The organism is Saccharibacillus kuerlensis DSM 22868 (assembly GCF_000378145.1).
Lineage (GTDB): Bacteria > Bacillota > Bacilli > Paenibacillales > Paenibacillaceae > Saccharibacillus > Saccharibacillus kuerlensis.
Map to the genome: position 1 here is coordinate 32,645 of NZ_KB899285.1, position 26,126 is coordinate 58,770.

Here is a 26,126-nt window from a genome sequence, read left to right on the forward strand (position 1 = left end):
ATCTGCATCAGAGTTAGACTAGACTAAACTGGACAGCACACAATTCGACCGATATCTGATACAAATTTGGAGGAAGGATGCAGATGAGCATTACATTCTGGCTGGTCCGACATGGACTGAAGGAGAGCAAGATTGGAGATGTCTCGCTGACCGGAGAAGGAATATTTCAGGCACGTTCGACCGCTTATGCACTTAGCAAACGCAAAATTAAGGCAGTCGTCTCAAGTCCGCTGCGCCGAACGCAAGAAACGGCAGCCTTCCTGGCGCATACAGGAGGACTTGAAGTCGTAGAAGACACAAGATTGCGAGAAAGAGCAAATTGGGGCGATCTGTCGGAGCAGACATTCGAAGAGTTTGTCGCTGTCTGGGATCGGTGCACGTGGGAACCAGATTATACGCCTCCTTCGGGTGGAGATTCAGTCCGAATAGCCGCGATGCGTCTGGACTCAGCTCTTCGCGATTGGGCCGACCGTTGTGAACAGGGCAGTGAAATTGTTTTTGTCACACATGGTGGTCTGATCACTGATTTTTTGGTGTGTACATTCGAAGAAGAGAAATTGAATGCTGTATGCCCGGATTTTGTCGCCCTGCAGAACGGATTGATTCCCGAATGCTCGATTACGGAGCTGATTGTCGAGGGAGACGGGAGTTTCCGCCTAGGTCTTTTCGCAGATGTATGCCATCTTGCGCCGCGGTCTAATAACAAGTAATAGCAAAACATAATAATAGCAGTCAAGAAGCGAGCTTGCTTCCTTCGCCGGATTCATGCTCTAATTGGGAAAGAAACGGAATCCACCCGAGAGGAGTTCGGTTGGCATGCAATTGGAGAAACTGGTCGCCTACCACAAGGCACTGGCCGACCCGACGCGCATTCGGATGCTGATCCTGCTCAGCGAAGGCGAATTGAACGGACAGTCGCTGGCGAAGCGGCTGAGCGTGACGCCCGCGACGATTACGCATCATGCGTCAAAACTTCGGGCCGCGAGCCTGATCCGAGAGCGGCGGGATAAAAATACGATTTATTTTTCGCTCGACGACTATTTTATTCGCAGCAGCGGTACGGCAACAGCCGAACTGATCTACCGGCGCGCCGCGGAAGTCGATACAGCGGAAGTCGAGCCGTCGGTGCTGGAGCAGCGGGCCAAGACGAAAGCGGCTGTGCTCAAAAGCTTTTTTACGGCGGACGGTCGGTTGAAAAGCATCCCGGTGCAGCTCAAGAAAAAGCTAATTGTTCTCGAAGAGATGATCAAGCAGCTTGAGGCGGGACGCAAGTACGAGGAAAAAGAAATCAATGATTTCATTAAGACGTTCCACGATGATTTCGCAACACTGCGGCGGGAATTTATTATGCATCAGTATATGTTCCGTGAAAATGAGATCTATGAGCTGAATCCGTCAGAGCTATGGGAACGCTGGGAGACTTTAAAGTAAATGAAAAGAAGCGGCCGGGAGTTTTCCCGACTGCTTCTTTTCATATAGTGCATACACAGTGTAAATAAATTATTTTGCGCAATGATAGCGTATATGCTATCATTTTGATATGAAGAAACGGATTGAGTTTGACTATATTCGTAACAAGGACGGTTCAAGCGAGTTTGAAGACTTTCTTGATTCTATTCCGGAAAAAGATCAAGCTAAGTTGTTAGCGGTAATCAAAAACACGGAAGAACAAGGACTTTCGATTGCGATAAAAATGAAATGGGTTAAGAAACTGGATGAAGATTTGTATGAATTACGATCCAAAGTGGGAAGTAACATTCAAAGAGCTATTTATTTTCAAAAAGTAGGCAGTCAGTATATGATTACGCACGGATTTACGAAAAAATCTCAAAAGACACCGCCTACTGAAATCGAACACGCCAAAAATTTAAGAGAACGTTATAAGGAGGAACAGCATGAGTATGATCGACAAATTGATCGAACAGAAAAAAAAGAATAAACCGGAATTCGAACAGGAATTTCGAAAAGAAGACAACCGTTTGAAGGCTGCAGTTGCCTTAATGAAGCTGCGCGAAGAAAACGGCCTTTCTCAGAGAGAACTAGCCAATCGTATTGGAAAACCTCAATCTACAATTGCACGTATCGAAAATGGGAGCATGAACGTATCTGTTCAATTGCTCGACGAGATTGCAGCCGGGATGGATAAGGAATTAATTATTCATTTTAAATAACACACTTAACGGCGAAAAGAAGCGGCCGGGAGTTCTCCCGACTGCTTCTTTTTTGATCCGCTTTCCATCTAACGCTTGTCTTTCGGAGGACTTGTCGCCCACAGAATCCACCAGATGAACAGCGGCTGTACGAGCAGGCGAAGCCACAGGTAGATTGGCGGCGTGTACTCCTGACCAGGCATCGGGATATGCATGATGGCCGAATAGATATTGGCTGGGAAGATTAGGATCAGGAAGATCGAGATGATGATGCCCATTTTCCTGCGAATTGGCGGCACGAACAGCAGGATCGCCAGAATCCATTCGATCACGGCGGAGATCCAGACAACCCATTTGCGCAGCTCCAGCGGCAGGAACTTCGGCATCATGGCTGCGAAGCCGAGCGTTTCAACAAAGTGATAAATGCCTGCAGCTATGAACAGCAGCGCAAACAGGATGCGTCCAATCGTGCGCGGGACGGTTGTCGGGGGATTGCGGTCGCTCATCGCCATCAACTCCTTGTCGGTTAAATTGCTTAATTATATTGACTATTACCCGCCAGCCGGCTTCCGTACACGGAACGATGCAAAAAGCGCTTCCATAGAACATGGAAGCGCTCGAACCGTTGTTTGAACTTATCCTGACTTAGTTAAATTTAGTTGAACTTAAGACGCTGTGCCCGTAACGTTTGATCCGTTTTTCGTAATTGTGTAGGTCACTTTTTCGCCGCTCCAGAAGTGGAACGTCAGCTTGACTGTGCCGTCGTTCGTTTCGCTGAAGAACGCCGGCTGCAGCTTGATTGTATTCGAAGTTGGGCTGAATGCCGTCTCGAACTCTTTGAACGAAGTCCAGTTCTGTGGGCCGGCGCTGCCGCCGTTTGCATATACAGCTTCCATTGTAGCCAGCTGATCGCCGTTAAAGGCAGTCGGGATCGAGAAGGAAGATGTTGTACCCGTCGCATTCGAGAGCTTCGGTGTCTGGTACAGTACGACATTGAACTTCCAATCCGCACCACCGCTAAACTTGGCTGTGATTACTGCGTTTCTGCCGAGTGTACCGGAGGAGGTCAGCTGCGACAGGCGGGATGCCTTGAACGTCAGCGTGCTGCCGTTCAGCGTATAGTCCGTGCCGGATCTCAGGGCTGTACCGTTTACCGTAAGTGAAGACAGTGTGCGTCCGTTCAGGTTGAGCGTGACACTCTTGTCCTGCGCAGCGGCTCCCTTTTTCACGTGAATCAGATCGCTTGAAGCCGTTGCAGAACGTCCGCTCCAGCTTGCTTTGATGATATTGAACAGGTCGGCATCAGACCATCTGTACTGGGTGCGGCTGAAGTGCTGACCGTTATCCCACAGCATCGAAGCGATTTGTTTCTGTTTCATGTAATGGCCGATGTATTCGAAAAATTTCAGTTTCTCGCCCTGTTCGATTACACCGGTGTTTTTGTCAAAGCCGAGCAGACCATACTCGCCAACAATGACCGGGATACCTTTGGCTACGAATGTATTGTAGACATTATCAAAGGTCGTTGTAATGTCGTTCTGCACTTCTTGATTGAATGTGGTATAGCCCGCGATGTTCACGCTGAACGGCCAGAAGCCGTAATAGTGGACGGTCGCGATAATGTTTTTGTCATTCCATTTGGAGATCGCGTTGTAAGTCGCAGTCATGCGTTCCTGCGAAGGCGAAGCTTCCAGCGTCGAGATGACGAGCGGACGAGCCGTATTGCCTCCTCCGGAAGCGCGTACGATCCGATGGAACGAATCGTTCAACTCATTGAGCAGGCTCTGCTGTTTGGCTTCATCATGGGTGCCGCCGTCGGTGAAGCGCGGTTCATTGACGCTCTCAAACATCAATTTGTTCGAACTGTCTTTGAAGGCGTTTGCAATTTGAGTCCAGACCGCGTTATAACGGGCGAGTGTCTGGGTGCGGTTGTTTTCCATTTTGCTCAGCCAGACCCATGAATCGTGATGTACATTGATCATGACGTGGAGGTTGGCGTCAAGTGCCCATTGAGTGACTTCTTTAACGCGGGCCATATAAGTGGGATCGATCGTATAGTTTGGAGCACCACCGATATGAGCGTCCCAGGTTACCGGAATACGGATACTTTTATAACCTTGAGCGGCAATGTTCTGAATCAGTTCTTTGGTAATGCGGGGATTGCCCCAGGCCGTTTCATCGGAGCCTACTGCATCAAGCGAGTTGCCGAGATTCCAACCGGGCTGCATCGCTTCTACGTAGGACTGCATGGCACTCTGCGGAGCGGCGGCCGAAGCGGTGGAAGAGACAGGGAGCATCGAGAACAGCATGGCGGCGGCAAGAGCCAGCGCGGCAAACGGTTTGAACGATCTTTTTCGCATGAATAATCTCCTTTTGTCTGGATATTTGTAAACACATATGTAAATGTAAGCGTTTACTGATACTAAAATATCACACAAGAGATTTTGGAGACACCCCCATAATCAGCTGTAAAATCATGTCATAATTAGAGGTGTAAACAAAAGACGGCTTTCGCCGTCTTTTCGCCTATCCAATTAAATTTTCCGGATTGAGACCGACCAGCGAATCGATTACAAAACGTCCATTCTTGCTCACAAGCACGTCATCGAAATAAATTTCTCCGCCGCCAAACTCCTCCTTCAGCAGCAAAACAATGTCCCAATGGATATCCGAAACGTTACCGTTATTGGCGTTTTCGTAAGCCTGTCCCAGTGCAAAGTGAAGACTGCCGTTAATCTTTTCATCGAAGCCAATATCATTCATAATCCGGTTCACGTAAGGGTTGGTGCCGATTGCGAATTCGCCGATATAACGTGCGCCTTCATCGGTATCAAGCAGCTCGTTCAGCTTAATATTGTTGTCGCTGAGGCAGGACACGATCCGTCCTTTTTCAAACGTAAGCGATACGGCGTTAAAGCTTTGACCCAAATAAGAAGCTCGGGTATTGAACGTGATTGTTCCTTCTACCGAATCGCGTACGGGAGCCGTATAGACTTCGCCGTCGGGTAGATTGACTTTGCCGTCGCACTTGATGGCCGGCATGCCTTGGACAGAGAAACTCAGGTCTGTATCTGGAGCCACGATTCGTACGCGATTTGTGGCATTCAGCAGCTCGGTCAGCGGATCCATAGCGGCGGACATACGGCTGTAATCCATTGTGCAGGTATCGTAGAGAAACTGGGTGTAGGCTTCGGTGCTCATTTCCGCAAGTTGGGCATAGGCTTTGGTAGGGAAGTTGAACAGAATCCATTTTTTCTTAATCTGTTCATTAAGGATCGGCTTGTACCATTTGCGATAAGCGTCGCGTTTGGCAGCTGGAACGTCCGCATATTCAGACACGTTGTTTTCGCCGAGCACGACAAGTACAGCGTCCACCTGCTTCATTTGTTCAAGCTTTACCGCCGCATCGATCCGGAATTGTTCTTCGCTGCCGCCGAGCATCATACGTCGATTGACGGCGTAGTCGTTGTAATCGATAAAAGCCAGTCCGCCAGCCGCATGGATCTCATCGATAAAAGGAGCAAGGATATCGGCGTCGTGTACATCCATTGCCCGAATCAGCACTTTTTCGCCGGGACGTACGCTTGCGGAGTAATGAACGACCGTACGGGCGAGCTGCTGCAATCTTGGATCTGTCATAGAAATTCCTCCCGGACTTCCGTTTTCCGGCGGGGCATGGGTGAATAGAAGCGCTGCCGGGAACGGAATCAATGGTGACTAAAGCATAATGTCTTTTCTCGCTTAATCATAAGGCAAAAACAAAACATTGTCTTGCGAAGATAAAAAGCCGTCCGGCGCCGGGATTTCGGCACGGACGGCTTGATTGAATAAGGTCATGCGGCATGCGCTCAAGCGGAAAGGTACCTTATTGAACAGGCTGACCGCTGACGCTCGTACCATTCTTCGTGATGGTGTAGGTCAGCTTGTCGCCGCTCCAGAAGTGGAACGTCAGCGTAACCGGATCGTTATCGCGCAGCGTGTCCAGCAGTGTTGGAGTCAGTACGATCTTGTTGTTCTCATAATCCGGGCTGAATGTCCGCCCGAATTCCTTGAACGACGTCCAATCGTTCGGACCGGCACTGCCGCCGGAGACGTATACAGCCTCCATTGTAGCCAACTTATCTCCGTTAAATGTCGCCGGAATGGCAAAGTCGGCTGTCGTACCGTTTGCAGCGTCCAATACCGGCGTCTTATGCACGCTTAGATAGAAGTTCCAGTCCGGAGCTTTGGTGAACCCGGCTGTCAGCACCGAATTTATGCCGAGTTCGCCGGACGCAGTCAGGCGTTCCAGTGTCGATGCCGGAATCGTCAGCGTCTCGCCGTTCAAGCTGTATTCCTTGTTGCGGACCAGACGGTTCCCGTCGGCTTTAAGCGACGTCAGCTTATTGCCGTTGAGCTGCAGCTGGATTACGGCATCAGTTACCGCTTCTCCCTCACGGAGCTGAATCAGATCCGACTCGGCAACGGCAGAGCGCTGTTTTTGACCTGAACGAATCATCTCATACAGTTCGGGATCGGACCACTCGTACTGGGTACGGCTGAAATGCTGACCGTTGTCCCACCACATACCGGTTAGATGCTTTTCTTGCAAGTAGTAGGTCAAGAATTCGAAGAACTTCAGCTTTTCGCCTTGTTCGATGACATCAAGGCCCTGATCGAAACCAAGCAGGCCGTATTCGCCAACAATGACCGGAATGCCCCGTGCGGTAAACGTGTTATACACATTGTCGAACGTTGTGACGATATCGTTTTTGGTCGTTTCATCGAAAGTTGTTGTACCGGCAATATTCACGCTGAACGGCCAGTAGCCGTAGTAGTGAACAGTGGCAATCAGGTTTTTGTCGTCTTTGAGCTGTTCGAACGTTTTGTACAGCTCGTCCATACGCTCCTGAGTCGGAGACGATTCCAGCGTGGACAATACGAGCGGACGGGTTGCGTTCTTTCCACCGGAGTTGCGAACAATCTCATGGAAAGACAGATTCAGCTCGTCAAGCATTTCCTGCGCCAGTGCTTCGTCAGTCGTGCCGCCGTCGCTGAAGCGCGGTTCGTTAACACTTTCAAAGGAAAGTTTGTCGGACTCGTTCTTGAAATGCTCCGCAATCTGCTTCCAGATCGCGTTATAGCGGGCAAGCGTTTCATCATGTTTGCTTTCCATATGACTGATCCAGAGCCAAGAATCGTGGTGTACGTTGATCAGCACATACAAATTTTCTTTGCGCGCCCAGTCTACGACTTCCGCGACGCGGTCAAGATAAGCGGGATCAATCTTATAATCCGGAGCCGGTCCGATATGGTTGTCCCAGGTTACCGGAATACGAATGCTGTTGAAACCTTGGCGGGAGATTTGCTTGATCAATTCGCGCGTAACACGGGGATTGCCCCAAGCCGTCTCGTCTTCTCCGACAGCGTCGAGCGAATTGCCCAGGTTCCAGCCGGGCTGCATGCGATCGACGTAAGTCTGCATCTTGCTCTTCGGTGGGTTGACGGCCGCGGAAGCGGTTCCAGCTGCAGGCAGTAGGGCAATGAGGAGCACAGCGGCAAGCAGCATGGCGAAAGCGGGCTTAAAGCGTCGTTTGAACATGTTGGCCTCCTTTGATATGTAAAATATGAATGGCGGCCACTTTTTTGTAACCGCTTTATTATTTACCCTGCTAAAGTACCAATGAATATAAAACGTTATCGAAAATATCGAAAAAGTAAAATATATGGTCCACATTGCGGATCGCATGCAGGCGATGAGCCACAATAATAAGCGTTCGACCGCGAAAGTGATCCAGTACCGTTTCCATAATATGGCGTTCGGTAATATTATCGAGAGCTGATACTGGTTCGTCGAGCACGACCATGTCACGATTTTGGACAAGAACACGAGCGAAAGCCAACCGCTGCTTCTCGCCACCGGACAGCTTGATGCCGCGCTCGCCAACCGATGTATTTAAGCCGTCGGGCAAACTGTGTACTTTTTCCCTCAGCAGCACGTCGCTCAGAGCTCGGCTCAGCCGATTTTCGTCCGCCGCTTCGTCGAAAACCAGATTCCCTCGCAGCGTATCGTCGAATACTGGTGCGTCCTGTGAGATATACGAAAGTCGGGCATACAGACTGTCGAGCCGAATCTTGTCGATGTCGGTGCCATCAATAAGCAGTTTTCCCGAATCTCTTTTCAGCAGACCCAGCATTAGCTTAACGAGTGTAGATTTGCCGCTGCCGCTGAGACCGACAATGGCGGTGGAAGAACCGGCGGGCAGTGAAAAGGAAATGCCTCGCAGCAGAGGAGGTTGTCCGCTGCCGTAACTGAAGGTGACGTTCTCAAATACGAGTTCTCCCTGCAGTTTCGTTATTTCAATTCCCTGCTCCAGATTGCCATCAGTGGGTGCATTGAGATACTGCTTGAAGCGATTGTAAGTTACCCGATCCAACTTATAATCGACGTAGATGACATTGAATATTGCAATAGGCGAATAAACTTTGTCGATCAGCAGCAGAAGGGCAAGTGTCACGCCGAGCGTCGAACGCCCTGCAGCGATGTCCGAAATACCCAGCGCCAATACAGCAATCTTGATCAGAATGACCAGCAGCTCGAACAAGGCAAAAAACGATTCATGGATCATTCGAATCTGTACATTTTTGCGAACAATGTCTTGGGCTGTGGCGTTCAGACGTTCAATCTCATGCTGATAGCGGCGGTTCAATCGAAAGACGACCAGCTCCATAAATCCGCGCACCGAATATCGGGACAGACTTTCTTGACTCGTCAGTAGAGATTCCTTGATTGAATAGAGAAAACGAAGAATCAGGTGCGTCAGGAAGAAGACAACGATGTAGCCGCCCGCAATAATTAGCATGATCGCCGGGTTATAAAGGCCAATAAAGAGCAGGCTGAACAGCAGCGTTGGCAGCAGCTCGTGAAGAATGCGCAGATAAAATCGATACAAGATGCCTGAACCGGCCTGCGCACCATTCTCGATCGTCTGGATCAATTCGCCTGTGCCCAGACTGCGATAAGCGGAATAGTCCATTCGTGAGATGCGGGAGAGCGCCAGCAGCTTGAGCTGCTCCGTCATACTTTTTGGGAGGAAGGTTTCCGGGTACTCCGAGGCATAACGGATGACGGCACAAACGGCAAGTAGAGCGCCATACAGCAGGAGTGTTTTACTCAACTGGTTAAGATCCGAAGCCAAGGGGATAGCGTCAAGCAGACGTTGAAAGATGTAAACGCCGTACGCACTGAATAATTGCAGAGCAAAGCCGAGCAGAATATACAGCAGAATCGTTTTTTTGTATAAAGAAACGCAGATTTTTAACATGACAAAGCCGCCTTTCGAAATTAGGTTGAAGAGATGTCCGACCGGACACAGTCAAGCGAGGATACATAAGTTTGATCAAAAAGGCAGACTGCCCCCTTGATAGCCGGTACGCGTTTTGATCCGGCCCGAAACTTATTTCCTCACAACTGTGCGGCAGAACATTCTCTCCAGTCACCCCGTTTCGAAAAGTTGAATTCACTATAGCAAAAAAAGGGGGGGACAAATAAAAAACTTTTTCTCAATATGCAACTAAATGAGCGAATTGTTCGTTATTAAGGAAGAGAGCGGCTTCGACAGAATGCTTCGAATGGATATGAATACGGAGAATGAACATTTGAAACTTTTGTCCGAAGCTGCACGTAGATGTCTCCCAGAAAAATTTTTGGAGGCGAAACGGATGAACAAACAGACGACACTTAAAATGATGACACGGACCCTCAGTTTCCCGCTGGCGGTGATGTTGGCGCTGACAGCCTGTGGAGACGGTGAGAGCCGTGAAGTGCAGGACGCAGCGGATGTCGGTGTCGAGACGGCGGATGCCGCAGATGGGAATCAATCCGATGGTGCAAAAACGATTGAATCAGGAAATGCGAACCAACCTGGTACACCCATCCAACCCGGCAAGGCCATCGAACCGGGTACGCCGATTCAACCAGGAAAGGCGATCGAACCGGGCAAAGCCATCCAACCGGGTACCCCGATTCGCCCAGGAGAACCGATCACTCTGGGTCAAGGAAACGAGCCGGTGAAGCTTGAGATTGCAGACACGCTGCTGTTCGATTATGACAAGGCCGAGCTGAAACCGGAAGCTGCAGAGATGTTAGACGAGGTCGTTAAGGCGCTTGCAGATCTGAAAGGCGCTTCGATCGAAATTCAAGGCCATACCGATGATCGGGGTTCGGAAGAGTATAATCAGGAGCTGTCTAATAAACGTGCACAGGCAGTTCTCGAATATCTTGAAACCGCGGATCTGCCGAATGTGACATTCCAAGCAGTCGGCTACGGGAAGACGCAGCCTGTGGAATCCAATGATACCGAGGCAGGGCGCAGCCGAAACCGCCGCGTGGATCTAGTTATTGATCCGGTTTAGGTATCCATATCCATATAAGATAGCCATATAGGCGGACTTCGGCTGGAATTCGATACAATTCAAGCCAATAATAATAAAACCCGTTCCTCGGCTCATGCGCCGAAAGGAACGGGTAAGTGGAAAATATGCGGTTTGATGAAAAATTAACTATTGATCATCTGACCATACGTCCATTCGCTGGTTGCGCGCTTTGCGGTCACATAGCGTTTAGACCAGTACGAATTGGAAAGACTTGCAGTGCTGACGCCTTTACTGCTCGAAGAGTGGGCAAACTTGCCGCCACCCATATAGAATCCCACGTGAGAAATGCCGCGGCCCGTCGTATTGAAGAAGACGAGATCGCCTACGCGGAGATTGGCTTTCGATACGGTTGTACCTTGCTTGGCTTGGCTTGCAGCCGTGCGAGGCAGATTAATGCCGAATTTCTTGAAGATATATCTGGTAAATCCGGAACAATCGAAACCTGATGTGGTGGTGCCGCCATATTTATAAGGCGTTCCTGCGACTTGACTGACTGCGGACTTGATTGGTACAGAGCTGGCTTCGGAAGTATTCACTGCCCCTGAAGTGAATACAATGGCTGCTCCCAATACGGAAATAACGAGCTTCTTCAAAAAAGTTTTCCCCCTGAGTGCCTACGGAGTTAGCTAAGGATTCGGTGGAAGGATTTTCCCTATATTCCCTCTGAAACAAGAATAATTCACCCAAAATGGTTCCCCCGTTTTCTTACAAAAGAAATTCGGCATTTATTAATATTTTGTAACTATTGATACTCTACCTTACTGCCTGCTAGTTTGTCAAATTCCCTTCGAAAACTTCTCGACTCGCATGATTATAACAGTCTAAATATGAAACACAAGTGACAAATTTGTAATTAATGCTAGGAAAAACGTAGGTATTTGTTACAATTAGCCCTATCGGGTGGGTATCTTCGACTCGAATAAAATGGTTCCAAGTTTTATTTTTCGGCAGTCCAACCGAATTTACGAAGAGATTTTCGAAAAAAATGAATAAAATTTAAGCATTCACTCTTTGCAAAAGACGCTGATTTACCGAATTATGGTATATAAGATCTGAGCGGGAGGGCATAAAGATGAAGGTCAGCTGCGAAAATATTCGAAACGAGATGGAGTATCAGCGTCAGGTTCTTTATAGGCTTGCGGACGAGTATGGTTTCTTGGATCAAAGGGTGCTGCTTCAGTCCCAGAAGCTGGATCAATGGCTGAACGAATATGAGCGTCAGAAAAAATAAGCCGGGAGGATTTTGTCATTAAGAGGTGATTCTGCCGGAAAATCGAAAAAGCTTGAGCCCTCTGCGCGTACTTTACGCGCTTTTTGTGTTTTGTCGGCTTCGACTTTCGACACCGTGATCTTTCGGAGTATACTGAAAAAGAGCATATGGGAACGAAGGAGGAGACACAATCATGGCAATGGAGATCGAACGCAAATTTTTATTGGACCGCACGCCGGATGAATTGGCTGCCGAGAAAGTGTTTGTCCGTCAATCCCAGCAGGTGATTGAACAGACGTATCTGGCGCTGGACGAGCAGCAGGAGATTCGAGTTCGACGATTGGTTGACGCCGATACGGGTGAAGTCGAATACACGCATACTTTTAAGCAGGGTAACGGGTTAAGTCGCGAAGAGGTCGAATATTCGATTACCGAGAGTATTTATGAGCAACTTTTCAAGGCATCCGGTGCGGTACCGCTGACCAAAACGCGTACAACCGGTGAATGGAATGGATTCACAGTAGAGCTCGATCGTTACGATCAGCTGAATTTGACAGTGGCCGAAGTCGAATTCGATTCCATTGAAACTGCGCAGTCTTTCATTCCGCCGGACTGGTTCGGAGAAGATATTAGCTCAAAGCGGGAATACAGCAACAAAAAAGTTTGGCGAGATCTGCAGAGCCGTAAATAAGATCAGTTTGGCCCTGATTGATTCTATCTAAATCAATTCTCTGTAAATCGACTTTATATGAAGAGAAAAAACGAAGAGAAAAGTTTTATGGAGAAACAGATCCTGTGTTTCGATCAAACCCCCTTCCGCGCTGTGGAGGGGGTTTTTAAGTGGGCCAAAGTAATCGGTTTGGAAGCAGTGCTGCATTAGCTTCCGAATACGGATTTTGACGAGCCGCTTGCGGCAGGCATATGGTACAATAAAGCCAATCCGTGAAAACGAAGAACAAATCCATGAAAGAGGTGAGGATCATCGCAGTTCAAATTCATATTCAACAGACGCCAAATCCTAACTCGGTTCGAGTAGGTGCTGACACCATTCTGTTCGAAGGTCCCAAAAGTACATCCGTTAAAGCGGGTGAGTCCAGCGAACATCCATTGGCTGCGGCCTTGGTCGCAATTGACGGCGTAGACAACATTTTCGGGATGCGTGACTTTGTTACGGTCAGTAAATACCCAGATGCCGATTGGGACAGCATTCTTCCGCAGGTCGAAGAAGCTTTCCAACGCGTATACGAATAAGACGCTCCTTCACGGAGCGTTTTCGCGTTTCGGAGACAGGTTATTACTATAGAGAGCAAGGAAAAGAGAGCAAAGAAAGTTGGATTTAACGTATAGGGGCAGATGTTTGACAGAACTAAATGTATGAAGAGACGTTACGAGTCGCAGGAAGTCATGATTAAAGACGAAGGGGCTGCTTTCGATGTTTGAATTCGACCAGATACCGTTTGCCGCAGAATTTGCGGAAAATCCCGAGCCGAGATGTCCTTGTATCCTGCTGCTGGATACTTCCTATTCAATGAGCGGTCAGCCCATTGAAGAACTGAACCGGGGATTGTCTTCGTTTAAGGAAGAACTGATGACGGATAGCATGTCCGTCAAACGTGTAGAGCTGGCCGTTGTCAGCTTTGGTCCTGTGCAGGCCACTTCTGAATTCGGCACACCGGACGATTTCTACCCGCCGACGCTGACAGCAAGCGGCAATACGCCGATGGGTGCGGCTATTGAGAAGGCGGTCTCCATGCTGGAAACGCGCAAAAATGTATATAAGCAAAACGGAATTTCTTATTATCGTCCTTGGATTTTCTTGATCACCGACGGAGCTCCAACCGACGATTGGCAGCGTGCGGCATCGCTGGTACGCAGCGGCGAAGCCGCAAAATCATTCATGTTCTTCGCGGTCGGCGTAGAAAATGCCGATATGAATGTACTTGCACAGATTTCTACTCGTGCCCCGTTAAAGCTGAAAGGACTTCGTTTCGCCGACTTGTTCTCCTGGTTGTCGAACTCGCTGAATTCGGTTTCGCATTCGACACCGGGTGACCAGATCCGTCTGGAAAATCCAGCGTCACCGGAAGGCTGGGCGCTAATCTGATGTGGCGGTACGCGAACGCTTCCGTACGCGGCACGTCGCATGCCAAAACGGGCGCGCCCTGTCAAGATTATTCGCTGTGCCGGACATTTGTGGACCGGAACGGAGGAGAAGTGCTTGCTGCGGTCGTATCGGACGGAGCAGGCAGCGCTTCGCGTTCAGATGAAGGTTCCGAACTGGTCTGCTCGATGTTCATCGATGCGGTCGGGCAGCACCTGGAAGAGGGAGGCCGCGTCGATGAATTGACCCGCGAATTTTGCGAAGCTTGGCTTGATCGATTTCAGAATACGGTACGAGGCCTGGCGGAGAAAGAAGGCTGCCGCTCACGTGAGTTCGCCTGTACGCTTCTGGCAGCAGTCGTCTGTGAAGACGCGGCAGTATTTATTCAGATCGGTGACGGCGCGATTGTATTTTCGGAGAAGGAGGACGTCTATATGTGGGAATTCTGGCCCCAGCAGGGCGAATATGAAAATACGACTTACTTTGCGACGCAGAGCAGTGCGAAGAATGTTCTGCAGTACAGTCTGCATACCGGCCGAATATACGGCGAGGTGGCTTTATTCACCGATGGCATCCAGCGCTTGGCGCTGCATTACCAGACAAAAACCGCGTATGGGCCGTTCTTTCTACCTTTCTTCTCCATATTGAGAAATCTGGAACCGTCCGACAACGATCGGTATCGCGATTCGCTGCGCGCGTTTCTCGAGTCCGGGAGGGTTAACGAACGGACAGACGACGACAAGACGCTTGTGCTGGCGACGCGGATGTCGAAGCGGGACGATGCATCATGAAGCGGGCGGCTCGGATCGTAACCGGAAGCGGTGCGGAAGTGAGCTTCGGACAGGAGCTCGGACGCGGAGGAGAAGGTTCGGTTTTTGAAGTGACCGGTCGTTCGGATCTTGTCGCGAAGCTGTATCATCAACCTCTGCCCAAAGAGAAGCAGGAGAAGATCGAAGCGATGGTGCGGCTGAAAACGGAAAGGCTGCTTCGCTTTACGGTCTGGCCGGTCGATGTACTCCGCGACGCTGGGCGCCGGATAGTCGGATTTCTTATGCCGGTCTTGAGTGGAAAAGAAATTCATAAGCTGTACGGACCAAAAACAAGGCTGACGGAATTTCCTCAGGCAGGCTATCCTTTTCTTATACATACGGCGTCCAATCTTGCACGAGCCTTTGCAGCTGTACATGAAGCCGGACATGTAGTCGGAGACATTAACCACAGCAACTTTTACGTTACGGACCAAGCGACGATCCTGATGCTGGATTGCGATAGTTTCCAGGTACAATCCGGCAGTACCCAATTCGGCTGCGACGTCGGGATTCCGATGTATATGCCGCCGGAGCTGCAGGGAGTAACTTCTTTTAGAGGGATGGTACGGACCCGCAATCACGATAACTTTGGTCTGGCGGTGTTTATCTTTATGCTGCTGTTTATGGGACGGCATCCCTTTGCGGGCAAATACGCCGGTCCCGGTGATATGCCGATCGAACGGGCGATTCGCGAGTTCCGCTTCGCTTACGGTCCTTCGGCGTCCGCTCGGCAGATGCAGCCGCCGCCCGGCGCACTGCCGCTGCAGGTTCTGACACCGGCGCTGCAGGAGCTTTTTGCACGGGCTTTCTCGCAGGATTCCGTGAAAAGGCGTCCCGATGCCCAAGAATGGATTGCTGCCCTGCAGGATATGGGCGGCACGCTCGTTCCCTGCGCCGCCAATGTCTGGCATCAATATCCGTCGCATGCGAGATCCTGCCCCTGGTGCGCGATGGAAGCTGCAACCGGAGGCATGCTGTTCCGTCCATCCGATGCTGTCCGGCGTCCGGCACCGGGGATGAAGCGCAAGGCTGCGAATTCAGCGGCCGGATTCCAGCTCTCTGCTGTATGGACGCAAATTCAGCGGGTGCCTGCACCTGCGCCGGCCCGTGCTCTGCCGGAGCCTTCAACACTGCAGACGCAGCTCTCGGCGCCTGCAGCCTCCTGTCTTAGATATCGGAAATGGCGAATCGGCCTGTCTATGCTGTCACTGGCTGCAGCCGTGGGATTATGGCTGTTCTTTCCCGGCCTATGGATAGTGACAGCCGGCGTTCTGGCCGGCTTCAATCTGCTGCTGCTTGCGGCAGGCAGAGGACGACGGCGACTGCGTTCGGAGCGAATCGATGAACGAGACCGGCTTCGCGTTCGGTGGAACGAGCTGTCCCGCCGTTATATCGAGGCAAGCCGGGCAGGACCGTTCTCAAGCAAGCTGCAGGAGCTGGAACAGGCCCGACGCGATTATCTCGGTCTGGAGGCGTTCAAAGCGGCAGAGCTTCGTCGTCTGCAAGAGAAGCAGCGCGCCAGTCAACTGCAGGCTTACCTGCGGAAGTATCGAATTGACGAAGCGCAGCTCGACGGCATCGGACCGGGCCGTAGGGCGACGCTTGCGCTGTTCGGCATTGAAACGGCTTTACAGGTCGAGAGCGGCCGCTTGGCGAAAGTGCCAGGGTTCGGTCCGGCAAACACGAGAATGCTGCTTGCCTGGCGTGATCGGATCGAACGCCGATTTGTATTCGATCCGGTGCTCGGTCAGGTGCCGAAGTCCGAGATAGCGGCTGTTGAACGGGTTGTTGAGACCCGCATGAGAGAGCTGGAGCGCCGGCTGTCTATCGGCGCGGCAGAGCTGATGCGCATTTCTGCCGGTATTCGCGTCAGGCAGGAAACAGTGCTGCGAGAAGCGGGTGGAACCGCTCAAGCATTGGCCGAAGCTGAGCTCGATGTGAGTGTTTTATAACCGGGCAACCGGAATGATAAAAGCGGTGCGAACCGAAGCCCGAGGTCCTGACGGCTTTCGGTTCATACCGCTTGCAGCGCAAAAAAGCCGCCTCCACAGTGCATAGTCACTTTGGAGGCGGCTTTTCTATTATGGATTGCAAAAGAGGATTTAAACGCTTGAACGAAGAGCGGTAGGAATCTTATCGCTGCCGGAAAATTCACCTGCATTCCAACGTTTGTACCATTCGGACAGCACAAGCGGAGTTTCCACGTCCAGCTCTTTTTCAAATAGACGTTCCGCTTGGCGATATCGTTCGTCAACAGCATTCTGATCGCCCAGCAGGGCATAAGCTTGCAGCAGTCCCAGATGCGTATGCTCGGAATAAGGATGCAGCTCTGCAAGTTTTGTATATTCGGCCGCTGCTTCGACAGTCCGTCCGTTTTCCAGTAAAAACAGAGCAAGTCCGGATGCATGATGCAGTTGAACGGATCTGAGCCGTTGACGCTCTCCTTCTGCCCAAGAATAATCGTAATCGGCCAGATAATCGCCGATGTAGAGCTGTGACAGGCGAATATGTTCGGCACAGTTGTCGGCGGTCACCGCGCCCAATGTTCTTAATCCGGTCTCGAATTGGTCTACATCCAGGGCGGTGTTTTTCAAATGCAGCGTATATCCTTCTCCCCCGCTTGCATTGGCGATCTCCACATCCAGACCGCTCTGCTTAAGGCATTGGCGGATCTGATAGATGGTTGTGTACAGGTAAGTGGAGGCACGCTTGAACGGAGATTCAGGCCAGAATTGCTGGATCAGCTTGTCTTTGCCGACGAAGCGTTCACGATAATGAAGCAGATAAGCGAACATTTCCTGTGCACGTGATGTACGCCAGCGAAATGCCGACATACCGGAAGTTCCGGGAACGGCATTTGGACGGAGAGTCTTGAAGGAACCAATCATCGCTTGGTGGGTCTGCAATTCGGCTGTCTGAATCACATTTTTTCTTCGACCGATCAGACGAGAGAGTGTCTTGGCAAGCCTTGTCCGCTGCACAGGCTTGAGCACATAATCGAGCGCATTCATCTCGAACGCTTCAATGGCATAACGGTCATATCCGGTTACAAATACGATATCCGAATCAGGACTTGCCTGCTGCATGAGTTCTGCGGCCTGCATACCGTTAAGTTCAGGCATCACGATGTCGAGGAAGATGACGTCGGGCCGGCTTTTGCGTGCCGCTTCAACGGCTGCCAGAGGATCGGTATACGATTCGACGGCATCGAATTCCGGAAGCTCGCGCAGCAGTTTTTCCATATGCATTACAGCCAGCTTCTCATCGTCAATCAGCAGAGCTTTTATCATGATCGTTTCACCTCTTTACGATTTTGCATCTAGTCGGAAGCCATGCCGTATAGGGGGGACTGTAAGGGTGCCGCCGGTATTTGGAAGGAGACGGTCGTTCCAATACCCAGGCGGCTGTGAATCGATAAACCGGAGCCGTACATTCGCTTCAGACGGCGATCCGTATTGCGCGTCCCGATGCCTCGACGTTCGCTGCAATCAGGGAGCAGTAGGCTCTGGAGCGTTTTTTCATCCATACCGACTCCATCATCATGAACCGTAAACACGATCTTTCCATTTTCAACCGCTGCATTTAGGGATACGCATCCTCCCTTGGAACGGCTGAGCACACCGTGCCGGACTGCGTTCTCAACGAGCGGCTGTATGCATAGAGGCGGAAGCATTGTTGCTTCGGGATCAATTTCTTCCGAGATAGTGACGTCAACGCGCAGACGGTCTTCAAAGCGCATTGATTCGATATATAGATACGAACGGACCAACTCAAGCTCACGTTCCAGCGGCACCAGCTGACGAGCGTTCCAGTAGTCGAAACTGATCTTCAGATAAGAACCGAATGCCTCGATTGTTTCGTTCATCCGGTCGATGTCAATGCCGCTCAGCGCTGTGATCGAATTCAAGGCATTGAACAGAAAATGGGGTTGAATCTGAGCCTGCAGATACGCGGCCTCCATACTCAAATGCTCACTCAACGCCCGCTTAAGATCGGTCAATGCTTTGACGCGGTAGTTCAGTTCCAATGCATCTGCCGGCTTGGTCAGATAATCGTTCGCTCCAGCCGCGAAGCCGGCATAGATATCTTCCGGCCGGTTGCGGGCAGTAAGAAGGAGAATAGGCAGCTCGGCTCGCGAGTAACGTTCTCGTATACGAGCAGATAGTTCGTAACCTGACATATTGGGCATCATCACGTCCGCGATGACAAGATCCCAAGCCTGATTTTCCAGAAGTTCAAGAGCCTCCTCGCCGCTTAATACCGAAGTGACGAGATAATGCTCCTCCGCTAGCATGCTGCGCAGGACGCGCAGATTGATTGGGTCATCGTCCACGGCAAGCACATGCGCTCTTGAATCACTGTCCTCATCCCAGGCTTCCGCTCCGTTTTGGGAATCGTTAAGATGTCTGACTGCCGGATGGGACGGCATGGACAACTCGTAATTGCCGCCAGGCATCCCGGCTATTCGCCGGATGTCGGCATCTTCGTCAAAGGCAAGCGCAAACTCCGGGTAAACAGCCTGCTCCTCCATAGGGTTCGCTTCCTGGATCGAGACTTCCGCCAGCGGAAGTGAGAAGGAGAAGACCGATCCTTTGGAGGGTTCGGATTCGGCTTTTAGCTCGCTGCCGTGAAGTTCCAGCAGGCTGCGGCTGACGGTAAGACCCAAGCCAATGCCGGCCGCTTTGCGCAGTGAATCGCCTTGCTCATAGGGACTAAAGATTCGAACAAGTTCCTTCTCGGCAATCCCGATGCCGGTATCGGCAATCTGGATCGCTGCAGAATCGCCGACAATCTCAGCTCGTACGGTTACCGTACCTGATGACGTAAATTTGATCGCATTGTGCACCAGATTGAACAAGATCTGTGTCAGACGCTTCTCGTCCGCATAAACGGAAGGGAAGCCGGAAGGAATGTCTAGCTTCAACTCGATCGGCTTGCCTGCTGCCATATAACGAAGCATGTCCAGAACGCCGGCAGCCATAGATTGAACTTTTACCGGCTCCGGGCGTATGGACAGGCGATTTTCGCGAAGCTGCGAAACATCAAGCAGATCACCGAGCAGTACGTTCATACGGCGGCCTACTTGACCCAAGAGCTGCAAATCCTTTCGGGATCGCTCGGACAGTGTGTCGCCTTCGGCGGCAAGCACACTGTCCGCCATATTGATCATGCCGTGCAGCGGCGTGCGCAGCTCATGCGAAGTGTTGGCAAGAAAATCGGCTTTCGTATCGTTTGCCTTCTGCAGCCGCGCCGCCACATCCGTCAGCGCTTCGTTATTTTGGAAATAACGCCAGATGCCATAAGCAGCAGCACTTAGGAGCGCAATCAGAATGTCAAAAGCGTAAAAGCCTGAGTCTGCCATGCCTCTGCCCTTGAATCCGCCCCAAATCAGCGTGGATGCGATACTGCTGGCGGCAATAAGCAGGAAGACGGCGCTGCGATCCTTTTGAATAACATAGCGAGTCAGCAAAAAAGGAACAAAGACTGACGGAAACAGCACCAGTACGCTGAAAGGCCCTGTGTTCGCCATCAGGAGTACCCAATGAATCGGAGCAACCAGCACGAATACTCCAAAAACAAAGGCCGGAATGAAATAAGCCCTGTAGTACTTCCGTTTGTTTGGCGGTGTACAAAACGAGATGGTCAGCTGGAGCATGAATCCCATCATCAACAGATAAGAGATAAGTGATACTCGCTTAACCATCTCATAATCGAGAGGAAGAAGAGACAGCAGCACCTTATCTTCATCGAGCGAGATACTGCACATAGCCGCAATCAACAGCAGTGTAAAGGTCAAGAAAATTTTGTTATTCCGGCTGAAAAAATAAATGATTCCAATGTATACGGCGTGCAGCATTAGAACAACTATTGTCATCAACTGCATCCCAACATTATATGTACGCTCCGAATGGATCGCATGAGCCGGGCCGAACTTAATCGAACGGGAGATGCCTCCACGGAACGGGTTTTCGAAATTGGATACTTCAACGATTAATTCAATCTCGGTCGTATTCGGCAGCGAAACAAGTTTTGTCATGACATCGGGATTGTGCTTTTCCGCTGTCTTGGAGATTTGCCCCATCTGGGCTTCCAGATTGCCGTTGGCATACAGCTTGAATGAGTTGGTGATCTCCTTAATCAGCAGTTTATAAGAGAAATCGGATGGATCGGTCAGAATACGAAGCTTGTAGCTTCCGTACCCTTTTGCCGAAGTTGTATTCGGAAGCATCGCATATTTCCATGTTCCGGGAACGTGTAAATAGGTCGGTTCCTCAGATATCCTGTCCTTCGAGTCCGAGTAGATAAATTGCTGCGGATAAAATTCCCAGTCTCCTTTCAAATCCAGCGTATGACGCTCGTCAAATTCGATTCCGCGCAGATCGAGCACGCCTTTTTCGGCAAGCGGCTGATGACTCATTGCAAAAGGGTTATTCAGAACGAGTCGAAGGCCACCCAGGATCAGCAGCAGAAAAAAGAGCAAAAGAAAAATGGAAAGTGTGCTTGGAAGAGTGAATCTCTCCTTTGTAATAAAAGGTCGCATATCTATACTTTAATCCTGCTTTGCCTTTGAATCCACCCTTTCTTTTCCAGAAGTGTGTTTAGAAGAGAAAATGAGTCCAAAGGCAGGGGAGCTCCTTATGCCAAATTGACGAGTGCAGAACACAGCAAAGCCGCCCTGTTCGTTCGGCGACGATCAGAGCGGCTCTGTATGCTGCATTCTTTATAAAATTAACATCCCGGCTAATCCGCAGAGTACGCCTAACACAACAACGGACCCGGCGACGAACAGCAGCACTTTTTTCGGGAAAGCACGCGAGATCATCATCAGTGACGGAAGGCTGACGGCCGGCAGCGTAAACATTAGGGCCGCCGCTGGTCCGCCGCCAAGTCCCAATGCCATAAACGACTGGGTAATCGGAATTTCGGCAGCGGTTGGGATCACGAACAGCATGCCTGCGAGTGCAAATCCGATAATCATAAGCAGCTGATTGCCGCCTTCGATCCCGACAGTCGGAAACAGCCAGACACGTGCGGCGCCCAGCAGCAGCACGAAGATGAAGTACGCGGGAACGAGTGTTAACGCCATGCTGCCGATAGTTTTGAGCCAGCGAAGCATAAGAGGTTGTTCGGGCGCAGTATGGGCTGTCGTCAGCGTACCTTCAGGTTCAGGCTGAATGTCTTTCGGAAGCTTGGCTTCCGGCGAAAAGCGGTTTGCCCAGTAGCTGACGCCGAACACGAGCAGTACGCCGAATACAATCCGCAGCGCGACGAACTTCCACGACAGCACAAAGCCCATGAAGATGAGCGCTGCCGGGTTCAGTGTCGGATTGCCCATCCAGAAGGCGAGGCTGGCTCCGACTGAAGCTTGTTTCTTGCGCAGTCCGACCGCGATCGGCGCAGCGCAGCAGGAACACATCATACCCGGCAGACTGGCGGCGCCGCCCGCAAGCGTGCTGCCAAATGAAGTCTTGCCAAGTACCTTGAGCAGCCACTGCGCAGGAAGCATGACTTGAACAAGCGATCCCAGCAGAATACCGAATACGGCAGCTTTCCAGACGGCTTTGTAATACACGACAGCATAATCCCAAGCTGCAGCCCAAGATGGAGCAGGCGATCCATTTTCACCGAGAATCGACGATCCGATCGAGTGATCGGCCGCCGCCTTGATCGCTTTATGGTAATACGGCCACCATTTCACGTAAAAAAGCCCTGCAGCCGCAATAAGGATGAAGATAACGGCAAGCAGGATCGTTTTATTACGCTGAGAATGGGGGGTTGGAGCTGAAGAAGCAGCAGGCATGAAAAGAATCCCCCTATATTGTAGAATGTCGTTTTACAAAAGTGAATTATAGCATATCCAATTTAAAACCATACTATTTTCTGAAGTTACAAATTATAATTTTCCTAAATTTTGCTATCGCATATTGAAAGAAGATCCAGTATACTTGATTGGAATGCTCATATTCGGCTGCCTCATTAGGTCGTAGAGCCGATGTGTCCGAATCCTGGGCATATCCTGATAAACTGGGCCGGTGTTAGTGATGAATGAAAAAGAAACAATCAGCCTGGTGACGAGTTACGTCGGAAAGCTGCTAAGAAAACGCTTCGGTAAAGGCCCCGAATCCGTGAGCGTCTTCCTGTGCGAGCGGTGCATTGTGTTCCACCTGAAAAATTTCATGGGACCGGTGGAGAAATTTCTGCTGACACAGGAAGAAGAGAAAGCGTTCCGCTATACACGCGAACTCTTGATGGAGTCGCTGCTGCCGGAACTTAAAGTTTTTTTGCAGGAAAATGCAGGTATGGATGTGTCAGAATTCTATTACGATTGGGGCGTTCATAACGCTTCCGGTGCAATTGTCGGCATGTTCGATCCGAAGACCGAACACTCGCCTGATTATCCAGGCAAGGCGGACGTGCACAATAAGGTAATCGATGTCACAGCCGCCATTCAGAAAATTCCGGAACATATCGACTCCTGGTGGGTCCACCCCAAGATGTTGGCGGTCTTTAGACAGGGTATAACCGTACTGCTGGAAAAAGAAATGGTCGAGCTTGGCTATACGGAAGTGCTGAAAGCAGCGAAGCGAAGGCTTGAGAAACGAATGCTGGAGCAGGAAGCTAACGCAGGTGCAATTCTGAATAAGACGTTAACGGACCTCTATGCGGATTGGGATTTCGATCGCGACCGCAGCATCGTCATTTACATATTCCAGGAATAGGATAAGATCGGTAACGATTCAGACGCCTTCGAGGCGCGCTGATTAATCGGGCCGAAGAAGAGGTGTACGTACACCTCTTCTTCGGCCTATTTTTGTGGGGAAAGGATGGTATTGATGCGGGAAGCGGTTGAGTGTGTGCTGTATATTGAAGATGATCGTTCCAGTATGCTGTTGATGCGGCATATTTTCAGGAAAAAGCTGCCTGAAATCAGATTGATGGAAGCTTGGAGTGTGGAAGACGGCATTATGCTCGCGGGTCTGCATCGGCCGAGCCTGATCCTCATGGATATTCAGCTGCCTGGCATGGACGGATTTGAAGGGGTTATCAACCTGCGTTCCGATTTGAAAACAGCATCGATTCCGGTATGGGCGGTTAGTGCAAGCGCACTGAATGACGATGTGCAGCGAGGACTTGAAGCGGGATTCCAGAAATATCTGAAAAAACCGCTCAAGATGGAAGATTTTGTCCGAGAGATTAGAGAAAGCCTGCAGCTTGCGAAGCAGTAACGGCACACTGGGAATTTAATGGAAGAAGTGCCGATTATGTCTCGATTATCAGAAGGGATAAGCGTATAATGGCAGGGAATGCTCACGTTCTGCCATATCACTGCAGCCCATAACCTGAACGCGGAGTATATCTTCGAGAAGTGAATACGGGTGCCTTGAATGGACAAACAGGAAATTGTAAATGCGATTACGGGCTACACAGGGAAATTACTCAGGAAACGCTTCGGCAAGGGGCCCGAAGCCCTGGGTGTTTTTTTTGATGACCGAAGTATCGTGCTCCATCTCGAAAATTTCATGAGTCCGATCGAAGAAGTGCTGCTGGCCAGGGAAGACGAAAAGACTTTCCGTTATACACGGGAGCTGATGATGAAATCTCTGCTTCCGGAGATTGAAATTTTTTTCAGAGAAGAACTGGGGTTTCGGCCGATGAATCTTTTTTATGACTGGAACTTTCAGAATTCTTCGGGAATAATTGTAGGCTTGGTCCAGGAAGAATTCGAAGGACAGCTGGCGGAGGAAGACTATTCGGGTAGAGAAGATGTTCATTATCAAATCATTAAAGTGTTGACACGCTCACAAAGGAAACCGTCTCTGATCGATTCCTGGTGGATTGATTCGGAGACGCTGCTTATTTTCCGCAGAGGGCTTGCCATTCTTCTTGAGAAAGAGCTGAACACACTTGGATATACGGATATCTTGAAGACTGCCAAACGCAAGCTGGAAAAAGGTCTGCTAAGGGACGAGACAAGCTTCGGTACAATTGTAGGGAAACCTATGAGTGATCTTTATATCGACTGGGATTTCGATCGCGACGACAGCATCATTGTCTGCCGTTTCAAAGCCTGAATGACTTCAGGCCATCGAATCGCAGAAAAGCGAAAACAGAGCGGTTCGGGATGAATGCCGATGACGCTCCGTTTTGATCGGTCATATCGTTTGATCGGTCTTACAGGCTGAAACCAAGGTGCATGAGTGCGCCTCGGTTTCGGCCTGCTTGTGCATGCAGATAGTTACCGAACACTCTTTACTTGAAACACCCCGAGTATTCGAAAAGTGATAGAATAGAAAAAGCGGTCACCGCACTTATACGGTTTAACCGGCCGGATACCTTTCCGCCGGACGCATATATCCAAAAAGGTATTTACGAAAGGAAGATGAATGTATGACTGTACCGGAATCTATCAAATTGACTTCGTTGTCTTCGAAAGGGGGCTGCGGCTGCAAGATCGGTCCTGCGGATCTGGCTCAGGTTCTGCGCGGACTCCCGCCCCAAGCGGCAAACCCGAACCTGCTGGTCGGACTGGATACAAGCGACGATGCCGGCGTATATCGCTTAAGTGACGAATTGGCGCTTGTTCAGACTCTTGATTTCTTCACGCCGATTGTCGACGATCCGTACGACTTCGGGCAGGTGGCTGCAGCCAACGCGATCAGCGACATTTATGCGATGGGCGGCAAGCCGCTTACCGCGTTGAATATTGTCGCTTTTCCGATTCATACGCTGGACAAGTCGGTTCTTACCGACATTCTGCGCGGAGCGGGCGACAAGATGGCCGAAGCCGGCGTAACGCTCGTCGGCGGTCACTCCATCGACGACAAGGAGCCGAAATTCGGACTGGCTGTAACGGGAACCGTTCATCCGGATCGTATACGAACGAATGCCGGAGCCAAGCCGGGAGACAAACTGGTCCTCACTAAGCCGATCGGTGTAGGCATTCTGACGACTTCCATCAAAAAGGATCTGCTCAGTGAAGAGGAGATTGCCCAAGTCACGAAGGTCATGGCAACGTTGAACAAGACGGCTGCGGAAACGATGGAACCCTATAATGTCCACGCCTGCACCGATGTAACAGGTTTTGGTCTGCTTGGACATGCAACGGAAATGGCGAAGGGCAGCGGGACCGGCATTGTCATTCGTTCTGTCGATGTGCCGCTGCTGCCGCGCGTACGTGAACTGGCCGAGGGCGGTTCGGTGCCGGGCGGTACGCGTAATAACTATGCGCATATCGAAGGAGATGTCACATTCCCGGAAGACATGGATCAGATCGGCCGCTTTATTCTGTGCGATGCCGTAACATCCGGCGGTCTGCTGATTGCTGTGGCCGGCGAACAGGCAGGCGAGCTGCTGGAACGTCTGAAGTCGGCCGGTGTCGAAGCGTCGGAAATTGGCGAAGTTACGGCGGAACACGCGGGACGCATTATCGTCATCTAAAG

24 protein-coding genes and 1 riboswitch are annotated in these 26,126 nt (G+C 50.6%); of the genes, 15 read left to right on the forward strand and 9 right to left on the reverse strand.

Going from position 1 to position 26,126, the window contains the following annotated elements:
• Window positions 1-83: 83 nt before the first annotated feature.
• From F456_RS0111165 to F456_RS0111180, 4 genes are all read left to right on the forward strand, one after another.
• Window positions 84-710: a histidine phosphatase family protein gene (locus F456_RS0111165; protein WP_018977114.1), complete on the forward strand. Its 627-nt coding sequence runs from the start codon at window positions 84-86 to the stop codon at window positions 708-710.
• 106 nt (window positions 711-816) lie between these two features.
• Window positions 817-1,431: a DUF2087 domain-containing protein gene (locus tag F456_RS0111170; protein WP_018977115.1), complete on the forward strand. Its 615-nt coding sequence runs from the start codon at window positions 817-819 to the stop codon at window positions 1,429-1,431.
• 109 nt (window positions 1,432-1,540) lie between these two features.
• Window positions 1,541-1,939 carry a type II toxin-antitoxin system RelE/ParE family toxin gene (locus F456_RS0111175; protein ID WP_018977116.1) on the forward strand — a complete coding sequence of 133 codons (399 nt, stop codon included), beginning with the start codon at window positions 1,541-1,543 and terminating at the stop codon, window positions 1,937-1,939.
• Window positions 1,896-2,171 carry a helix-turn-helix domain-containing protein gene (locus tag F456_RS0111180; RefSeq protein ID WP_026293819.1) on the forward strand — a complete coding sequence of 92 codons (276 nt, stop codon included), beginning with the start codon at window positions 1,896-1,898 and terminating at the stop codon, window positions 2,169-2,171. The genes F456_RS0111175 and F456_RS0111180 overlap by 44 nt, the downstream gene beginning before the upstream one ends.
• 68 nt (window positions 2,172-2,239) lie before the next feature.
• Here the strand turns inward: F456_RS0111180 and F456_RS0111185 are convergent, their stop codons facing one another.
• The 5 genes from F456_RS0111185 to F456_RS0111205 all read right to left on the reverse strand — a co-directional run bounded on the left by F456_RS0111185 (window position 2,240) and on the right by F456_RS0111205 (window position 9,454).
• Window positions 2,240-2,656: a DoxX family protein gene (locus F456_RS0111185; protein WP_018977118.1), complete on the reverse strand. Its 417-nt coding sequence runs from the start codon at window positions 2,654-2,656 to the stop codon at window positions 2,240-2,242.
• Between the two features lie 159 nt (window positions 2,657-2,815).
• Window positions 2,816-4,510 (reverse strand): cellulase family glycosylhydrolase, encoded by a 1,695-nt coding sequence (locus tag F456_RS0111190; RefSeq protein ID WP_018977119.1) that lies wholly within the window; start codon window positions 4,508-4,510, stop codon window positions 2,816-2,818.
• Window positions 4,511-4,676: 166 nt separating this feature from the next.
• Window positions 4,677-5,789 carry an aminopeptidase gene (locus F456_RS0111195; RefSeq protein WP_018977120.1) on the reverse strand — a complete coding sequence of 371 codons (1,113 nt, stop codon included), beginning with the start codon at window positions 5,787-5,789 and terminating at the stop codon, window positions 4,677-4,679.
• Window positions 5,790-6,015: 226 nt separating this feature from the next.
• Window positions 6,016-7,731: a cellulase family glycosylhydrolase gene (locus F456_RS0111200; RefSeq protein WP_018977121.1), complete on the reverse strand. Its 1,716-nt coding sequence runs from the start codon at window positions 7,729-7,731 to the stop codon at window positions 6,016-6,018.
• Between the two features lie 70 nt (window positions 7,732-7,801).
• The gene (locus F456_RS0111205; protein ID WP_018977122.1) at window positions 7,802-9,454 is read right to left on the reverse strand and encodes an ABC transporter ATP-binding protein; all 1,653 of its coding nucleotides are present in this window, start codon (window positions 9,452-9,454) and stop codon (window positions 7,802-7,804) included.
• Between the two features lie 397 nt (window positions 9,455-9,851).
• Between F456_RS0111205 and F456_RS25010 the strand changes: the two genes are divergently transcribed.
• Window positions 9,852-10,544 carry an OmpA family protein gene (locus tag F456_RS25010; RefSeq protein ID WP_169577838.1) on the forward strand — a complete coding sequence of 231 codons (693 nt, stop codon included), beginning with the start codon at window positions 9,852-9,854 and terminating at the stop codon, window positions 10,542-10,544.
• Window positions 10,545-10,687: 143 nt separating this feature from the next.
• Here the strand turns inward: F456_RS25010 and F456_RS0111215 are convergent, their stop codons facing one another.
• Complete coding sequence (locus F456_RS0111215; RefSeq protein ID WP_018977124.1) at window positions 10,688-11,158, reverse strand: C40 family peptidase; 471 nt, start codon at window positions 11,156-11,158, stop codon at window positions 10,688-10,690.
• Window positions 11,159-11,161: 3 nt separating this feature from the next.
• Window positions 11,162-11,299: riboswitch (cyclic di-AMP (ydaO/yuaA leader) on the reverse strand.
• 338 nt (window positions 11,300-11,637) lie between these two features.
• Here F456_RS0111215 and F456_RS24010 point away from each other — a divergent pair.
• From F456_RS24010 to F456_RS0111250, 6 genes are all read left to right on the forward strand, one after another.
• Entirely contained in the window at window positions 11,638-11,796 is a 159-nt protein-coding gene (locus F456_RS24010; RefSeq protein ID WP_018977125.1) for an aspartyl-phosphate phosphatase Spo0E family protein, read from the forward strand.
• Between the two features lie 172 nt (window positions 11,797-11,968).
• Window positions 11,969-12,466, forward strand: a complete 498-nt coding sequence (locus F456_RS0111225) for a CYTH domain-containing protein (protein WP_018977126.1) — start codon at window positions 11,969-11,971, stop codon at window positions 12,464-12,466.
• A gap of 272 nt (window positions 12,467-12,738) precedes the next feature.
• Window positions 12,739-13,026 carry a NifU N-terminal domain-containing protein gene (locus F456_RS0111235; protein ID WP_018977128.1) on the forward strand — a complete coding sequence of 96 codons (288 nt, stop codon included), beginning with the start codon at window positions 12,739-12,741 and terminating at the stop codon, window positions 13,024-13,026.
• Between the two features lie 181 nt (window positions 13,027-13,207).
• Window positions 13,208-13,879, forward strand: a complete 672-nt coding sequence (locus F456_RS0111240) for a vWA domain-containing protein (protein ID WP_018977129.1) — start codon at window positions 13,208-13,210, stop codon at window positions 13,877-13,879.
• Window positions 13,879-14,667 (forward strand): PP2C family serine/threonine-protein phosphatase, encoded by a 789-nt coding sequence (locus tag F456_RS0111245; RefSeq protein ID WP_018977130.1) that lies wholly within the window; start codon window positions 13,879-13,881, stop codon window positions 14,665-14,667. The genes F456_RS0111240 and F456_RS0111245 overlap by 1 nt, the downstream gene beginning before the upstream one ends.
• The gene (locus tag F456_RS0111250; protein WP_018977131.1) at window positions 14,664-16,637 is read left to right on the forward strand and encodes a helix-hairpin-helix domain-containing protein; all 1,974 of its coding nucleotides are present in this window, start codon (window positions 14,664-14,666) and stop codon (window positions 16,635-16,637) included. Before F456_RS0111245 ends, F456_RS0111250 begins: the two co-directional genes overlap by 4 nt.
• A 150-nt stretch (window positions 16,638-16,787) precedes the next feature.
• Here the strand turns inward: F456_RS0111250 and F456_RS22400 are convergent, their stop codons facing one another.
• From F456_RS22400 to F456_RS0111265, 3 genes are all read right to left on the reverse strand, one after another.
• The gene (locus tag F456_RS22400; protein ID WP_018977132.1) at window positions 16,788-17,975 is read right to left on the reverse strand and encodes a response regulator; all 1,188 of its coding nucleotides are present in this window, start codon (window positions 17,973-17,975) and stop codon (window positions 16,788-16,790) included.
• A 29-nt stretch (window positions 17,976-18,004) separates the two neighbouring features.
• The gene (locus F456_RS0111260; RefSeq protein WP_169577839.1) at window positions 18,005-21,103 is read right to left on the reverse strand and encodes an ATP-binding protein; all 3,099 of its coding nucleotides are present in this window, start codon (window positions 21,101-21,103) and stop codon (window positions 18,005-18,007) included.
• Window positions 21,104-21,406: 303 nt separating this feature from the next.
• A complete protein-coding gene (locus F456_RS0111265; RefSeq protein WP_018977134.1) occupies window positions 21,407-22,486 on the reverse strand; it encodes a permease in 1,080 nt (359 codons plus the stop codon).
• A gap of 241 nt (window positions 22,487-22,727) precedes the next feature.
• On the opposite strand from F456_RS0111265, the gene F456_RS0111270 reads away from it, so the two are divergent.
• The 4 genes from F456_RS0111270 to selD all read left to right on the forward strand — a co-directional run bounded on the left by F456_RS0111270 (window position 22,728) and on the right by selD (window position 26,124).
• A complete protein-coding gene (locus tag F456_RS0111270; RefSeq protein WP_018977135.1) occupies window positions 22,728-23,405 on the forward strand; it encodes a Na-translocating system protein MpsC family protein in 678 nt (225 codons plus the stop codon).
• Window positions 23,406-23,519: 114 nt separating this feature from the next.
• Window positions 23,520-23,912 carry a response regulator gene (locus F456_RS0111275; protein ID WP_018977136.1) on the forward strand — a complete coding sequence of 131 codons (393 nt, stop codon included), beginning with the start codon at window positions 23,520-23,522 and terminating at the stop codon, window positions 23,910-23,912.
• A 159-nt stretch (window positions 23,913-24,071) separates the two neighbouring features.
• Complete coding sequence (locus F456_RS0111280) at window positions 24,072-24,758, forward strand: Na-translocating system protein MpsC family protein (RefSeq protein WP_018977137.1); 687 nt, start codon at window positions 24,072-24,074, stop codon at window positions 24,756-24,758.
• Between the two features lie 316 nt (window positions 24,759-25,074).
• A complete protein-coding gene (gene selD / locus F456_RS0111285; RefSeq protein WP_018977138.1) occupies window positions 25,075-26,124 on the forward strand; it encodes a selenide, water dikinase SelD in 1,050 nt (349 codons plus the stop codon).
• Window positions 26,125-26,126: the final 2 nt, after the last annotated feature.

Excerpts from the sequence above, each read along its gene's own strand:
- F456_RS0111165 (WP_018977114.1), top strand. The coding sequence starts at position 84 with ATGAGCATTACATTCTGGCTGGTCCGACATGGACTGAAGGAGAGCAAG.
- F456_RS0111170 (WP_018977115.1), top strand. The coding sequence starts at position 817 with ATGCAATTGGAGAAACTGGTCGCCTACCACAAGGCACTGGCCGACCCG.
- F456_RS0111175 (WP_018977116.1), top strand. The coding sequence starts at position 1,541 with ATGAAGAAACGGATTGAGTTTGACTATATTCGTAACAAGGACGGTTCA.
- F456_RS0111180 (WP_026293819.1), top strand. The coding sequence starts at position 1,896 with ATGAGTATGATCGACAAATTGATCGAACAGAAAAAAAAGAATAAACCG.
- F456_RS0111185 (WP_018977118.1), bottom strand. The coding sequence starts at position 2,656 with ATGAGCGACCGCAATCCCCCGACAACCGTCCCGCGCACGATTGGACGC.
- F456_RS0111190 (WP_018977119.1), bottom strand. The coding sequence starts at position 4,510 with ATGCGAAAAAGATCGTTCAAACCGTTTGCCGCGCTGGCTCTTGCCGCC.
- F456_RS0111195 (WP_018977120.1), bottom strand. The coding sequence starts at position 5,789 with ATGACAGATCCAAGATTGCAGCAGCTCGCCCGTACGGTCGTTCATTAC.
- F456_RS0111200 (WP_018977121.1), bottom strand. The coding sequence starts at position 7,731 with ATGTTCAAACGACGCTTTAAGCCCGCTTTCGCCATGCTGCTTGCCGCT.
- F456_RS0111205 (WP_018977122.1), bottom strand. The coding sequence starts at position 9,454 with ATGTTAAAAATCTGCGTTTCTTTATACAAAAAAACGATTCTGCTGTAT.
- F456_RS25010 (WP_169577838.1), top strand. The coding sequence starts at position 9,852 with ATGAACAAACAGACGACACTTAAAATGATGACACGGACCCTCAGTTTC.
- F456_RS24010 (WP_018977125.1), top strand. The coding sequence starts at position 11,638 with ATGAAGGTCAGCTGCGAAAATATTCGAAACGAGATGGAGTATCAGCGT.
- F456_RS0111225 (WP_018977126.1), top strand. The coding sequence starts at position 11,969 with ATGGCAATGGAGATCGAACGCAAATTTTTATTGGACCGCACGCCGGAT.
- F456_RS0111235 (WP_018977128.1), top strand. The coding sequence starts at position 12,739 with ATGAAAGAGGTGAGGATCATCGCAGTTCAAATTCATATTCAACAGACG.
- F456_RS0111240 (WP_018977129.1), top strand. The coding sequence starts at position 13,208 with ATGTTTGAATTCGACCAGATACCGTTTGCCGCAGAATTTGCGGAAAAT.
- F456_RS0111245 (WP_018977130.1), top strand. The coding sequence starts at position 13,879 with ATGTGGCGGTACGCGAACGCTTCCGTACGCGGCACGTCGCATGCCAAA.
- F456_RS0111250 (WP_018977131.1), top strand. The coding sequence starts at position 14,664 with ATGAAGCGGGCGGCTCGGATCGTAACCGGAAGCGGTGCGGAAGTGAGC.
- F456_RS22400 (WP_018977132.1), bottom strand. The coding sequence starts at position 17,975 with ATGATAAAAGCTCTGCTGATTGACGATGAGAAGCTGGCTGTAATGCAT.
- F456_RS0111260 (WP_169577839.1), bottom strand. The coding sequence starts at position 21,103 with ATGAGTCATCAGCCGCTTGCCGAAAAAGGCGTGCTCGATCTGCGCGGA.
- F456_RS0111265 (WP_018977134.1), bottom strand. The coding sequence starts at position 22,486 with ATGCCTGCTGCTTCTTCAGCTCCAACCCCCCATTCTCAGCGTAATAAA.
- F456_RS0111270 (WP_018977135.1), top strand. The coding sequence starts at position 22,728 with ATGAATGAAAAAGAAACAATCAGCCTGGTGACGAGTTACGTCGGAAAG.
- F456_RS0111275 (WP_018977136.1), top strand. The coding sequence starts at position 23,520 with ATGCGGGAAGCGGTTGAGTGTGTGCTGTATATTGAAGATGATCGTTCC.
- F456_RS0111280 (WP_018977137.1), top strand. The coding sequence starts at position 24,072 with ATGGACAAACAGGAAATTGTAAATGCGATTACGGGCTACACAGGGAAA.
- selD (WP_018977138.1), top strand. The coding sequence starts at position 25,075 with ATGACTGTACCGGAATCTATCAAATTGACTTCGTTGTCTTCGAAAGGG.